Genomic DNA, 13,395 nt, shown 5'->3' with positions numbered 1-13,395 from the left:
CGCAGCATGTTTGAGCAACTCGGACTGATCGGCTGCGGCCTGATGGGCGGGTCGTTCGCGCTCGCGCTCAAGAAGGCCAAACTGGTGAAACGCGTGGTTGGCTACAGCAAGTCGCCCTCCACCACGGAACGCGCGCGCCAGCTCGGTGTGATCGACCTGGCGGCGCCGTCGGCGCTGCTGGCCGTGTCCGGGGCCGACCTGGTGCTGATCGCCGTGCCGGTGGCGGCCTCCGAGGCCACGTTCAAGTCGATCCGCCATGGCATTTCGGCGGAGACGCTGGTGATGGACGTCGGCTCGACCAAGGGTGACGTGATCGAAGCAGCGCGCCGCGGCCTGCAGGAGCACTTCAGCCGCTTCGTGCCGGCCCACCCGATCGCGGGCAAGGAGGTGTCGGGCATCGAGCACGCCGAGGCAACCCTGTTCAATGGTCGCCAGATCGTGCTGACGCCGGTCAGGGCCACGCTGCGCTCCAATGTGCAGCGCGCCAGCCGAACCTGGACGTCGCTCGGCGGCAACGTGGTGCAGATGACGCCCGAGGATCACGATGGCGCCTTCGCCGCGGTCAGCCACCTGCCGCACCTGCTGGCCTTCGCCTTCGTCAACGGGATTGCGGGTCAGGCCAACGGCAAGCGCTTTCTCGAACTCGCAGGCCCGGGCTTTCGCGATTTCTCGCGCATCGCGGCCAGCGACCCGGCGGTCTGGCGCGACATCCTGCTGGCCAATCGGGAACAGTTGCTGGCACAGACGCGCGAGTTTCGCGAGGCACTGGAAGCGCTCGAACTGATGGTCGCCACGGGGAACGCCCAAGGCCTGGAGAACGCGATCGAATCGGCCCGGCGCGTGCGTGCGGGCTGGCAATCCGGCAACCCAGCCGACTGAACATGTTTTCGACTCCCTTTCTCGACATCCCGCCACTGGCGGGAGCGGGTGGCACGGTGCAGCTGCCCGGCTCCAAGAGCATCTCGAACCGCGTGCTGCTGCTGGCAGCCCTGTCCAGCGGCACGACCACCGTCCACGACCTGCTGGACTCCGACGACACGCGGGTGATGCTGGAGGCACTGGCACAGCTCGGCTGCCGCATCGAGCGCACCGACGGCCCGCTCAGGATCGAGGGGCTTGGCGGCCAACTGTCGACGCCCCGCGCTTCGCTGTTCCTCGGCAATGCCGGCACCGCGATGCGGCCGTTGACCGCAGCGCTCGCGTTGCTGGGTGGCGAGTTCGAGCTCCGCGGCGTGCCGCGCATGCACGAGCGGCCAATCGGCGACTTGGTCGACGCGCTGACCCAGCTGGGTTGCCGCATCGACTACCTCGGCAACCCCGGCTATCCGCCGCTGCGCATTCATCCCGTGCCGTCCGAAGCACTGCAACTCGATGCGCCGATCCGCGTGCGGGGTGACGTCTCGAGCCAGTTCCTGACCGCACTCCTGCTCGCGCTGCCCCTTGCGAGCAGACGCGACATCGTGATCGACGTGGTCGGCGAACTGATCTCCAAGCCCTACATCGAGATCACGCTCAACCTGCTGGCGCGGTTCGGCATCGATGTGCTGCGCGACGGCTGGCAGCGCTTCACGATTCCGGCGGGGAGCCGGTACCGCTCGCCAGGTGACATTCACATCGAGGCCGATGCCTCGTCTGCCAGCTACTTCATAGCGCTCGGCGCCATCGCCACGGGCGCCGCGGGCCAAAGTGGCCCGAATAGCTTGCGGATCGAGGGCGTCGGCGCCGACTCGATCCAGGGTGACATCCGTTTCGTCGAGGCTGCCGAGGCAATGGGCGCGCGGGTTCAGAGCGGCCCGAACTGGCTCGAGGTTTCGCGCGGCGCCTGGCCGCTCAAGGCGATCGACCTCGACTGCAATCACATCCCGGACGCCGCCATGACCCTGGCCGTGATGGCGCTCTACGCCGATGGGCCCAGCACCCTGCGCAACATCGCAAGCTGGCGCGTCAAGGAAACCGACCGCATCGATGCCATGGCCAACGAGTTGCGCAAGCTCGGTGCCACTGTCGAGGCCGGTCCGGACTTCATTCGCGTGCATCCGCTGGCGGCCGATGGCTGGCGTGCCGCCAGCATCCGCACCTATGACGACCACCGTGTCGCGATGTGCTTTTCGCTCGCGGCCTTCAATCCGGCCGGAGTGCCGGTGCGCATCCTCGATCCGCATTGCGTTGCCAAGACCTTTCCCGACTACTTCGAGACGCTGTTCTCCGTGGTCGAGCCGCGGTCGGTGCCGGTGATCTGCATCGACGGCCCCACCGCGTCCGGCAAGGGCACGCTGGCGGTCGAAGTGGCGCGTGCACTGGGCTACCACTACCTCGACTCCGGCGCGCTGTACCGCGTGACCGGGCTGGCCATGCGGCGCGCCGGCCTCAGCGCCGAGCCGGCGCATGCCGACCGGATTGCCGAACTGGCCCGATCGCTGCCGCTGCGTTTCGACGCCGGCAAGGTGCTTCTGGCCGGCGAGGACGTGACCGAGGCGATCCGCACCGAAGCGGCTGGCATGGACGCCTCCCGCGTCTCCGCCCTGCCGCCGGTGCGCGAAGCGCTGACGGCCCTGCAAATCAGCTTTCGCGCGCTGCCCGGACTGGTGGCGGATGGGCGCGACATGGGCACCGTGATCTTCCCGGACGCCCCGCTCAAGGTCTACCTGACGGCGAGTGCCGCCCACCGGGCCGAGCGGCGCCATAAGCAGTTGATTTCAAAGGGAATTTCGACTACACTCGACAGTCTTCGCGCCGACTTGGAAGCACGCGACGCCAGGGACTCGTCCCGCAGCGTCGCGCCGCTGAAGCCGGCACAGGATGCCCGCCGTCTGGACAACTCCAGCTTGTCGATCGCGCAATCGGTCGATCAGGTGTTGGACTGGTGGCGGCAAGTACAGCCTTTCGGGTCTTCCTGAAGGGCTTTTCCGTCCAGCAGGTTCCCGCCGCGCGCCAGCGCACCGGCCTTCTGGTTTTTCAACTCAACCCGGGCGACAAGCCCACAACCGCCGTCTACAGACACCAAGCAGCCGCTCGCAATTTCGCACTGGCGCCTGCAACCCTGCCTGACGGAAGGAACCATCAATGTCTGAATCTTTTGCCGACCTGTTTGAAGAGTCCCTGAAGCGTTCCGAAATGCGCACCGGCGAGGTCATCACGGCCGAAGTCGTGCGCGTCGAGCACAACCACGTCGTCGTGAACGCCGGTCTCAAGTCCGAAGCGTACGTGCCGATCGAAGAGTTCAAGAACGACAAGGGCGAACTCGAAGTGCAGGCCGGCGACTTCGTTTCCGTTGCCATCGGCAGCGTCGAAAACGGCTACGGCGACACCATCCTCTCGCGCGACACCGCCAAGCGCCTCGCGTCGTGGATGAGCCTCGAGAAGGCCCTCGAATCCGGCGACTTCGTCACCGGCACCACCAGCGGCAAGGTCAAGGGCGGCCTCACGGTCCTGGTCAACGGCATCCGCGCATTCCTGCCGGGTTCGCTGATCGACACGCGTCCGATCAAGGACCTGACCCCGTACGAAAACAAGACCCTCGAATTCAAGGTCATCAAGCTCGACCGCAAGCGCAACAACGTCGTGCTGTCGCGCCGTGCCGTGGTCGAAGCCAGCATGGGCGAAGAACGCGCCAAGCTGATGGAAACCCTGAAGGAAGGCGCAGTCGTTCGCGGCGTCGTCAAGAACATCACCGAGTACGGTGCGTTCGTCGACCTCGGCGGCATCGACGGCCTGCTGCACATCACCGACATGGCATGGCGCCGCGTCCGCCACCCGAGCGAAGTCGTTCAGGCCGGCCAGGAAATCACCGCCAAGATCCTCAAGTTCGACACCGAAAAGAACCGTGTCTCGCTGGGTCTCAAGCAAATGGGCGACGATCCGTGGATGGGCGTTTCGCGCCGCTACCCGCAATCGACCCGCCTGTTCGGCAAGGTCACGAACATTGCCGACTACGGCGCGTTCGTCGAACTCGAACCCGGCATCGAAGGCCTGGTGCACGTCTCCGAAATGGACTGGACCAACAAGAACATCGCGCCGAACAAGATCGTCTCGCTCGGCGACGAAGTCGAAGTCATGGTTCTCGAAATCGACGAAGACAAGCGCCGCATCAGCCTGGGCATGAAGCAGTGCAAGGCCAACCCGTGGCAAGAGTTCGCGCAAAACACCAAGCGCGGCGACCGCGTCAAGGGCCCGATCAAGTCGATCACCGACTTCGGCGTGTTCGTGGGTCTGGCTGCCGGCATCGACGGCCTGGTTCACCTGTCCGACCTCTCGTGGAACGAAACCGGCGAAACCGCCGTTCGCAACTACAAGAAGGGCCAGGAAGTCGAAGCCCTGGTGCTGGCAGTCGACGTCGACCGCGAACGCATCAGCCTCGGCATCAAGCAACTCGACAGCGATCCGTTCACCACGTTCACCACCGTGAACGACAAGGGCCAGATCGTCACGGGCAAGGTCAAGACGGTTGACGCACGCGGTGCCGAGATCGATCTCGGCGAAGACATCATCGGCTACCTGCGCGCCAGCGAAATCTCGCGCGACCGCGTCGAAGATGCACGCAACGTGCTCAAGGAAGGCGACGAAGTCACTGCCGTGGTGGTCAATGTGGATCGCAAGACCCGCAACATCCAGCTGTCGATCAAGCAGAAGGACATGGTCGACGAACAAGGCGCCATGGCCAACCTGAGCCAGCAGTCGGCACGTGAAAACGCCGGCACCACCAGCCTGGGCGCCCTGCTGCGCGCCAAGCTGGACAACAACGACAGCAAGTAAGCTGCCGCCGAACGGGACAGACCGGCGTGCCTCGGGCACGGCGCTCTGTCCCTTTTTATTTGCCCTGTTTTCCTGGCCGCAACATGACCCGCTCCGATCTCGTCGAAGAACTCGCCGCCCGCTTTGCGCAACTGACGCACCGCGACGCCGAGTACGCCGTCAAGACCATCCTCGACGCGATGGGCGATGCCCTCGTGCGCGGACACCGGATCGAGATTCGCGGCTTCGGCAGCTTTTCGGTGAGCCGGCGTCCGCCGCGCATCGGGCGCAATCCGCGTTCGGGCGAGAGCGTGCAGGTGCCGGAAAAGCGCGTGCCGCATTTCAAGCCGGGCAAGGCCCTGCGCGAAGCGGTCGATGCACGCAGTGCCGAACTCGATGCTGCCGCGGCAAGCAAGACCTGATGGCAAAAGTAGAATCGTCCCGCCAACGGGGACGCCCATGAAATACCTCCTGTGGCTGCTCAAGGCAGCCATTTTTTTTACCCTCTTCGCTTTCGCGCTGAACAACCAGCACGACGCGACCGTCTACTTCTTCTTCGGCACCTACTGGCGCGCGCCGCTGGTGCTGGTGGTGCTCGTCGCCTTTGCAGGCGGCCTGGTGGTCGGCGCACTCGGCATGCTGCCGGGCTGGTGGAAGCATCGCGCGGCAGCCGCCCAGGTGCCGGCCGAGGCCACGCCGGCGAGCCCTGCAGCACCTGCAGCCGCCGGCACCGACCTGCCCGCGGTGCGCCAGCATGGACTTTGATCTCAGCTGGTTGCTGCTGGGCCTGCCGCTGGCCTTCGTGCTGGGCTGGCTGGCTTCGCGCTTCGACCTGCGCCAGCTGAAGCTCGAGAACCGGCAGGCACCCAAGGCCTACTTTCGCGGCCTCAACTTCCTGCTCAACGAGCAGCAGGACCAAGCCATCGACGCCTTCATCGAGGCGGTGCAGAACGACCCCGACACGCAGGAGCTGCACTTCGCGCTCGGCAACCTGTTCCGTCGACGCGGCGAGTACCAGCGCGCCGTGCGCGTGCACGAGCACCTGCTGGGTCGCGGCGACCTGAGCCGCGACGACCGCGACCGTGCCCAGCACGCACTCGCGCAAGACTTCCTGCGTGCCGGGCTGCTCGATCGCGCCGAGGCCGCATTGCAGAAGCTCGAAGGCACACGCTACGAAAGCGAATCGCGCCTTTCGTTGCTCGCCATCTACGAGCGCTCGCGCGAGTGGGCCCAGGCTGCCGACGTGGCGCAAAAGCTCGACGAATCGGATCAGGCCAGCTACAGCACGCGGCGCGCGCATCACCTTTGCGAGCAGGCGGCAGAACGCACGGCCGCTGGCGACATCGAAGCTGCCGCCGGATTGCTGCGACAAGCCGTTGTACTGGCGCCGCAAGCGCCGCGCCCCGCCATCGACACCGCCGCGCTGCAGTTGCGCAACGGCCAGGCGGCCGCGGCCTTCGACACCTTGGCCGCACTGTGCGACACCGCGCCGCTGGCCTTGCCGCTGTATGCCGGCACGCTACAGCAAGCGGCAGTCGCGTCGCACCGCACCGGCGAGGCGATGGTGCTGCTGCAGCGGCGCTATGCCGAGTCGCCCTCCATCGATGTGCTCGAAGCCATCATCGCGCTCGGTGGCCTGCCGCACGTGTCGAGCCAGGACGAACCCGCCGACACGCCGCCCGAGCCGCGCGACGGCTACATCGCGCACCTGGCGCACCAGCCCTCGCTGGTCGCGGCCTCGCGCTGGCTCGCGGGCGAGCACTTCACGCGCGAGCAGTTTCACCCGCAGGTACAGCGCGCGCTCGACCAGGCCACGCGGCCGCTGATGCGCTACCGCTGCGCCGCTTGCGGCTTCGAGGCGCACCAGTACTTCTGGCACTGCCCGGGCTGCCAGGCCTGGGACAGCTATCCGCCGCGGCGCGTCGAAGAACTGTGAGAGGCGGATCGGCAAATGCCATGTCAACGCCGCCAGACCTGATCCGTTGAATCCGGGCCGGTGCAGTCGCGCCGGCGTTTTCCAATAATCAGGGAGTTTCAATCATGCTGAAGAAAATCGCGGCCGCACTGGCCGTCATGGTGTTCGCCGTTGCCTCGTTCGCGGCGGTCGACGTCAACAAGGGCAGCGCCGCCGATCTCGATGGGCTCAAGGGTGTCGGGCCTGCGATGTCCGCGCGGATCATCGAGGCGCGCAAGCAAGGCCAGTTCAAGGACTGGGCCGACCTCATGCAGCGCGTCAAGGGCGTGAAGGAAAAGAAGGCCGCCAAGCTGTCGGGCGAAGGCCTGACGGTCAATGGTGAAAGCTTCAAGGGCAGCGCCGCTGCCATCCCGGCAAAGGCTGCCAAGGCTGCGAAGGACGACGGCAAGACCAAACCCGCAGCCAAGCCCTGAGCCAAGGCGGGGCTGCTGCTCCGCAGCAAGACACAAGCCGCCTCCGGGCGGCTTTTTTGCGTCCGACCGCAGGGAAAAGCCTCAACGATGGCCCGGTATTTGCACGTAAGCTCGCCAACGCCTTTCATTCAATCCCTGCTCTGGAGAGCCCATGAATCACAAGTTCAGCATCGCCCTCGCCGGCCTCACATTGGCCGCCACGTCGTTTGCGCAGACCAAGTGGGATCTGCCTACCGCGTACCCTGCTACCAACTACCACACCGAGAACATCGCGCAGTTCGCGAAAGACGTGGACGCGGCCACCGGCGGCAAGGTCAAGATCACCGTGCACGCCAACGCATCGCTGTTCAAGGCGCCCGAGATCAAGCGTGCCGTGCAGAGCGGGCAGGCCCAGGCCGGCGAGATCTTGCTGGCCAACTTCGCCAACGAGAACCCGATCTACGCGCTCGACGGCGTGCCGTTCCTCGCCACCACATACCCGGAAGCGAAGAAGCTCTATGCCGCCTCCAAGCCTGCGATGGAGAAGCTGCTGGCCGCGCAAGGCATCAAGGTGCTGTTCATGGTGCCTTGGGCACCGCAAGGCATTTACTCGAAGAAGGAGATCGGCTCGGTGGCCGACCTGCGCGGCATCAAGTGGCGCGCCTACAGCCCGGCAACGGCCAAGATCGCCGAACTCATCGGCGCGCAACCGGTGCAGATCCAGCAAGCCGAACTGAGCGCGGCGATGGCCACGGGGGTGATCGAAAGCTACATGAGCTCGGGCTCGACCGGCTACGACACCAAGACCTACGAGAGCATCAAGAATTTCTACGACACGCAGGCCTGGATTCCGAAGAACGCGATCCTCGTCAACGCCAAGAGCTTCGATGCGCTCGACGCGCCCACCAAAGCCGCCGTGCTCAAGGCCGCCGCCGATGCCGAGGTTCGCGGCTGGAAGACCGCCGAAGAAAAGAACACCGAGTACAAGCGCCTGCTGACCGAGCGTGGCATGAAGATCCACAAGCCTTCGGCGAAGCTCGACGCCGACATGCGCCAGGTGGGCGGCATCATGCAGGCCGACTGGCTCAAGGTCGCGGGTGCCGACGGTGCGGCGATTGTCGAGGCCTACAAGAAATGATGAAGCCCCCGCGGGAGACCTGAGCCATGCGCCGCTTCCTCGATCGCCTGTACGACGGTGCGGGCGCGCTCGCCGCGCTTTGCGTTTTCCTGATCTTCGTGCTGATGATCCTGGCCGGCGTCGGCCGCCAGGTGAACTGGCATGTGAGTGGGCTCAACGACGTGGTGGCCTGGCTCTGCGCCGCCGCGGCCTTCTTCGCGATGGCGCACGCCTTCCGCCACGGCGACTTCGTGCGGGTGACGCTGCTGCTCGAGGCGGTGAGCCCCAAGGCGCGCCGTGCGCTCGACGTCATGTGCCTGCTGATTGCCTCCGTCGCAGTGGCCTACCTCACCTACGCGGCCACCAGCTTCACCTGGGAGAGCTACGAGTTCGCCGAGATGGCGACGGGCCTGGTCGTGATTCCGATCTGGATTCCGCAATCGACGTTCGTGGTCGGCTGCTGGCTGCTGCTGATCGCCATGGTCGATGAGCTCGTGGGCGTGGTGCGCGGCGAAAAGCCAAGCTACCAGCGCGCCATCGAAGAGCGGCATGCCGCTGGCGATTTCTCTTCGGACATATGAACCACCCCCGATGCGCCTGCGGCGCCTCCCCCTCTAGGGGGCGCACCCGGCGGCCCGGCAAAGCCGGTTCCGCGGGTGCTTCCGAACAAGGCCTCTCCGGACGCCATGCGTCCCGCTTCGCGGGAACGCGTGATGGAAAACCGAAATGATCGACACCCTTTTGATGGGCGCGCTGCTGCTTGGCATCATGCTGCTCCTGCTGGCCGGCGGCGTCTGGATCGCGATGACGCTGGCCATCGTGGGCTGGGTCGGCCAGGCCTTCTTCACCAATACGCTTCCGGCCAAGAATCTGTTCTCGTCGTTCTGGGAAAGCAATGCGAGCTGGGAGCTGGCCGCGCTGCCGCTCTTCATCTGGATGGGCGAGATCCTGTTTCGCACCAAGCTCAGCGAAGAGATGTTCGAGGGCCTGCGCCCCTGGCTGAACCGCGTGCCGGGCCGGTTGATGCACACCACCATCATCGGCTGCGGCGTGTTCGGCTCGGTCTCGGGCTCGTCGGCCGCCACCTGCGCCACCATCGCCAAGGTGGCGTTGCCGGAACTCAAGCGCCGCGGCTATGACGAGAAGCTCGCCATCGGCTCGCTGGCCACCGCGGGCACCCTCGGCATCCTGATTCCGCCGTCGATCACGATGGTGGTCTACGCGGTCGCGGCCGATGCATCCATCATCCGCATCTTCCTGGCCGGCTTCCTGCCGGGCTTCCTGCTGATGCTGCTGTTCTCCGGCTACATCGCCTGGTGGAGCCTGCGCAATCCGCACAAGGTGCCGCCGGCCGACGCGCCCACCACCTTCAAAGAGAAGATCCGGCTGTCGGGCAACCTCATCCCGTGCGCGCTGCTGATCGTGTTCATCGTCTGGGTGCTGGTCGCGGGCTGGGCCACGGCCACCGAGTGCGCGGCGTTCGGCGTGCTGGGCTCGCTGGGCATCGCGGCCTGGGGCAAGAGCCTGAGCTGGCAGAACTTCAAGGACGCGCTGATGGGCGCCACGCGCACCAGCTGCATGATCATGTTCATCCTGGCGGGTGCGGCGTTCCTGACCAAGACCATGGCCTTCACCGGCATCCCGCGCGAGCTGGCCGAATGGGTCGACGGCATGCACCTGTCACCCTACGCGCTGATCGGCGCGCTGGTGGTGGTGTACCTGATCCTCGGCACCGCGCTCGACGGCATCAGCATGATCGTGCTGACCAGCGCCGTGGTGCTGCCGATGATCCAGAAGGCCGGCTTCGACCTGATCTGGTTCGGCATTTTCATCGTGCTGCTGGTCGAGATCGCGGAGGTCACGCCTCCGGTGGGTTTCAACCTGTTCGTGCTGCAGAACATGACGGGCAAGGACAGCAACGTGATCGCCAAGGCCGCGATTCCCTTCTTCTTCTGCCTGGTGGTCTGCATCGCGCTGATCACGGTCTTTCCGAGCATCGTGACGATCCTGCCCGACGTGGTGATGGGTGCCGAGAAGTAGACCCGCGGCGGCGTTGCGGATAATTGCAGCATGCTGTTGAACGTCATCGCCATATGCGCGGCCGCCTGCGTGGGCGCCCTGCTCCGCTGGAGCTTTGCCATCTGGCTCAACCCCGGCAGCCTGGTGCCCTGGGGCACGCTGGCGGTCAACCTGATTGGCGGCTACCTCATCGGTGTCGCCATCGGCGTGTTCAACGGGCTGCCGGACATCGACCCCGCCTGGCGGCTGCTGGTCATCACCGGCTTTCTCGGCACCTTCACCACCTTCTCCAGTTTTTCGGCCGAGACCGTCAACATGCTGCTGAACGGCCGCACCGGCCTCGCGCTCGGCACCATCGCGCTGCATGTGTGCGGCTCGCTGTGCCTCACCTGGCTTGGCCTGCGCACCGTCCAGGCCCTTGCCGGGTAGGCTTGCTGCCGGGCAGGGTGACTTCGGGGTGCGTGCACAGGGCACCGGGTACTCCCCTCCGCGAATGTCCCCCGCCTTCGGCTCCTCCTTTATTTCGCTGCGGGGAGTACCCGATGCCCTGTGCACGAGAGGCGCGGCGGTGGTGCGGGCCGATGAACGACCGCTCTGACGGATCACGTCGATGGGGTGCCTTGCGCAGCGAAATAAAGGAGGAGGCCGCAGGCCGGGGGACATTCGCGGAGCAAGGTACCCCGTCGGCGTGATCCTGCCCCAAAAAGTTCAGCCATGGGCTTTCTCAAGACACTCCTGAAACGCCAACACCGCCCGTGACGGCTTCGGCGACCGCCGCAGCAAGCTCACGAACCGGCACGCATAGTTGAAGCGTGCCGGCAGCACCGGCTTCATGAGGCCGCGCTGCTCGAAGACCTGCGCATAGTGGTCGGGCAGGAATCCCAGGAACCGCCCAGAAAGAATCAGCGTCGCAATCGCCTCCTGGTCGAAACCGGTGGCCTTGCGCGACAGCCTCGCACGGTGACTCAGCTCCATATTCGGCGAGTGATACCCCAGCCCCGCGAAGTGGTGCTCACCCAGCTTCGACCAGGTGAGCTTCGCATGGCTGCTGTCGAACAGCGGATGCCCCTTGCCGCAATAGAGCAACATCGTCTCGTCGAACAGGTCGGCGTACACCAGGCTTTTTGAACTGCGGTGCGCCGGGATGATGCCGATCTGGAACTTGCCTTCGAGCACGCCTTGCTCGATCGAATTGATGGAGCCCACATGCACCGCCAGATTCACCTCCGGCGCGATCTCGGTGAAGCGGGCAATGGCCTCGCCGATGCGCGCCTTCGGATTGGTCGCCGTCTTGTCGAACAGCGCCACCTCCAGTTGCCCACCCATGCGGTTGTGGATGTCGTCGATGCCGCCGCGAAAGGCGTCGACCGAAGCCAGCAACCTGAGCGTCTCGTCATAGACGCGCTGTCCCTCGGCCGTGAGCGCGAAGCCGGCCCGCCCGCGCCGGCACAGCACCAGCCCGAGCCGGGTCTCGAGATCCTTCACATGCCGGCTCACGGTCGAGGTGCCGATGTTGAGCTCCAGCTCGGCGGCGGCCATGCCGCCGCAGTCGACCACGCTCTTGAACACCTTGAGCAGGCGCAGATCCATGTCGCTGAGCTGGCCGAGCACGGCACGGTTTCTGGCGACGCTTTCGCGCGGCGGTTTTACTTGCATAAACTGTCAAGTGAACATTGATATTGCGCCATTCTCCACACTGAAGGCTGTGCGAACAATCGGCACATCCCATCACCCCCGGAGCCCGCCCTGCGCGGGAAGCGCCATGACCCTCGCCTCGCCCGCCATCGAACCGACTCCCGCCCTGCGCACCGATGCCGCCTGGCTCGACGCGCACTGGATGCCCTACACCGCCAACCGCAGCTTCAAGGCCGACCCGCGCCTGATCGTGGAAGCCAAGGGCGCCTACTTCACCGACAGCGATGGCCGCAAGATCTTCGACGGCCTCTCGGGCCTCTGGTGCTCGGGCCTGGGCCACGGACGCCCCGAAATCACCGAGGCGGTAAGCCGCCAGATCGCCAAGCTCGACTACTCGCCCGCGTTCCAGTTCGGCCACCCGCTCTCGTTCGAGCTCGCCAACAAGCTCAAGGAACTGACGCCCGCGGGCCTGGACTATGTGTTCTTCACCGGCTCGGGCTCGGAAGCCGCCGACACTTCGCTCAAGATGGCACGCGCCTACTGGCGCACCAAGGGCTTCGCAGGCAAGACGCGGCTGATCGGCCGCGAGAAGGGCTACCACGGCGTCAACTTCGGCGGCATCTCGGTGGGCGGCATCGCCGCCAACCGCAAGCTGTTCGGCCAGGGCGTCGAAGCCGATCACCTGCCGCACACCCAACTCGCGAGCAACGCCTTCACGCGCGGCATGGCCGAGAACGGCGCCGAGCTGGCCGACCGCCTGCTCGACCTGATCGCGCTGCACGATGCCTCGAACATCGCGGCCGTGATCGTCGAACCCTTCGCCGGCTCGGCCGGCGTGGTGATTCCGCCCAAGGGCTACCTGAAGCGCCTGCGCGACATCTGCACCGCCCACAACATCCTGCTGATTTTTGACGAAGTGATCACCGGTTTCGGCCGCTGCGGCGCGCTCACCGGCGCCGAAGCCTTCGGCGTGGTGCCCGACATCATGAACGTCGCCAAGCAGGTGACCAACGGCGCACAGCCGCTGGGCGCCGTGATCGCCAGCAAGGAGATCTACGACACCTTCATGGCGGCCGGCGGGCCCGACTACATGCTGGAGTTCCCGCACGGCTACACCTACGGCGCGCACCCGGTGGCCTGCGCCGCCGGCATTGCCGCGCTCGACGTGCTGCAGAAGGAAGACATGATCGGCCGCGTGAAGGCGCTGGCACCGCATTTCGAGAACGCGGTGCACAGCCTCAAGGGCAGCAAGCATGTGGCCGACATCCGCAACTTCGGCCTGGCGGCGGGCATCACCATCGCGGCTCTGCCGGGCGAGCCGGCGCGCCGGCCCTACGAGATCGCGATGAACTGCTGGAAGAAGGGCTTCTACGTGCGCTACGGCGGCGACACGATCCAGCTCGCGCCGCCGTTCATTGCCGAGAGGGCGGAGATCGACCGCCTCGTCAACGCGCTCTCCGACGCGCTCGCCGAGACGGCCTGACCCCCGCAAACCGCGCTGGTGAAGCGCGGCGTGGGAGGGACAT

The 13,395-nt window shown here is 65.8% G+C and carries 13 protein-coding genes; 12 read left to right on the top strand and 1 reads right to left on the bottom strand.

The annotated features are described in order from the left end of the window. Nucleotides 1–6 precede the first annotated feature (6 nt). The 11 genes from QTI05_RS15525 (at nucleotide 7) to crcB (ending at nucleotide 10,663) form a co-directional block, all read left to right on the top strand. Entirely contained in the window at nucleotides 7–879 is an 873-nt protein-coding gene (locus QTI05_RS15525) for a prephenate dehydrogenase (RefSeq protein WP_286545800.1), read from the top strand. Between the two features lie 2 nt (nucleotides 880–881). Continuing rightward, entirely contained in the window at nucleotides 882–2,897 is a 2,016-nt protein-coding gene (locus tag QTI05_RS15520) for a bifunctional 3-phosphoshikimate 1-carboxyvinyltransferase/cytidylate kinase (RefSeq protein ID WP_286622129.1), read from the top strand. A gap of 166 nt (nucleotides 2,898–3,063) precedes the next feature. Next, nucleotides 3,064–4,752, top strand: coding sequence for a 30S ribosomal protein S1 (rpsA, locus tag QTI05_RS15515; protein ID WP_286545796.1), 1,689 nt, complete (start codon nucleotides 3,064–3,066; stop codon nucleotides 4,750–4,752). A 26-nt stretch (nucleotides 4,753–4,778) separates the two neighbouring features. Further along, nucleotides 4,779–5,153 carry an integration host factor subunit beta gene (locus tag QTI05_RS15510; protein WP_506555336.1) on the top strand — a complete coding sequence of 125 codons (375 nt, stop codon included), beginning with the start codon at nucleotides 4,779–4,781 and terminating at the stop codon, nucleotides 5,151–5,153. 37 nt (nucleotides 5,154–5,190) lie between these two features. Then, nucleotides 5,191–5,496 carry a LapA family protein gene (locus QTI05_RS15505; RefSeq protein WP_286545794.1) on the top strand — a complete coding sequence of 102 codons (306 nt, stop codon included), beginning with the start codon at nucleotides 5,191–5,193 and terminating at the stop codon, nucleotides 5,494–5,496. Then, on the top strand, nucleotides 5,486–6,667 hold the full coding sequence (gene lapB / locus QTI05_RS15500; RefSeq protein WP_286622127.1) for a lipopolysaccharide assembly protein LapB: 1,182 nt from the start codon (nucleotides 5,486–5,488) through the stop codon (nucleotides 6,665–6,667). The genes QTI05_RS15505 and lapB overlap by 11 nt, the downstream gene beginning before the upstream one ends. Before the next feature lie 104 nt (nucleotides 6,668–6,771). Continuing rightward, nucleotides 6,772–7,119 (top strand): ComEA family DNA-binding protein, encoded by a 348-nt coding sequence (locus tag QTI05_RS15495; protein ID WP_286622126.1) that lies wholly within the window; start codon nucleotides 6,772–6,774, stop codon nucleotides 7,117–7,119. Nucleotides 7,120–7,270: 151 nt separating this feature from the next. Continuing rightward, nucleotides 7,271–8,236, top strand: a complete 966-nt coding sequence (locus tag QTI05_RS15490) for a TRAP transporter substrate-binding protein (RefSeq protein WP_286545791.1) — start codon at nucleotides 7,271–7,273, stop codon at nucleotides 8,234–8,236. Nucleotides 8,237–8,262: 26 nt separating this feature from the next. Beyond that, a complete protein-coding gene (locus QTI05_RS15485) occupies nucleotides 8,263–8,796 on the top strand; it encodes a TRAP transporter small permease (protein WP_286622125.1) in 534 nt (177 codons plus the stop codon). Between the two features lie 145 nt (nucleotides 8,797–8,941). Beyond that, nucleotides 8,942–10,255 carry a TRAP transporter large permease gene (locus QTI05_RS15480; RefSeq protein ID WP_286622123.1) on the top strand — a complete coding sequence of 438 codons (1,314 nt, stop codon included), beginning with the start codon at nucleotides 8,942–8,944 and terminating at the stop codon, nucleotides 10,253–10,255. A 30-nt stretch (nucleotides 10,256–10,285) separates the two neighbouring features. Next, entirely contained in the window at nucleotides 10,286–10,663 is a 378-nt protein-coding gene (crcB, locus tag QTI05_RS15475; protein ID WP_286622122.1) for a fluoride efflux transporter CrcB, read from the top strand. Between the two features lie 279 nt (nucleotides 10,664–10,942). Here crcB and QTI05_RS15470 read toward each other — a convergent pair whose 3' ends face one another. Further along, a complete protein-coding gene (locus QTI05_RS15470) occupies nucleotides 10,943–11,890 on the bottom strand; it encodes a LysR family transcriptional regulator (protein WP_286622120.1) in 948 nt (315 codons plus the stop codon). Nucleotides 11,891–11,996: 106 nt separating this feature from the next. Here QTI05_RS15470 and aptA point away from each other — a divergent pair, with 106 nt between their 5' ends. Continuing rightward, nucleotides 11,997–13,352, top strand: coding sequence for an omega-aminotransferase AptA (gene aptA / locus QTI05_RS15465; RefSeq protein ID WP_286622119.1), 1,356 nt, complete (start codon nucleotides 11,997–11,999; stop codon nucleotides 13,350–13,352). Nucleotides 13,353–13,395 lie beyond the last annotated feature (43 nt).

The organism is Variovorax fucosicus (assembly GCF_030316825.1).
Classification (GTDB): Bacteria; Pseudomonadota; Gammaproteobacteria; order Burkholderiales; family Burkholderiaceae_C; genus Variovorax; species Variovorax fucosicus.
Note: the sequence above shows the minus strand (reverse complement) of the source record. Positions and strands in the feature narration are given on the sequence as shown.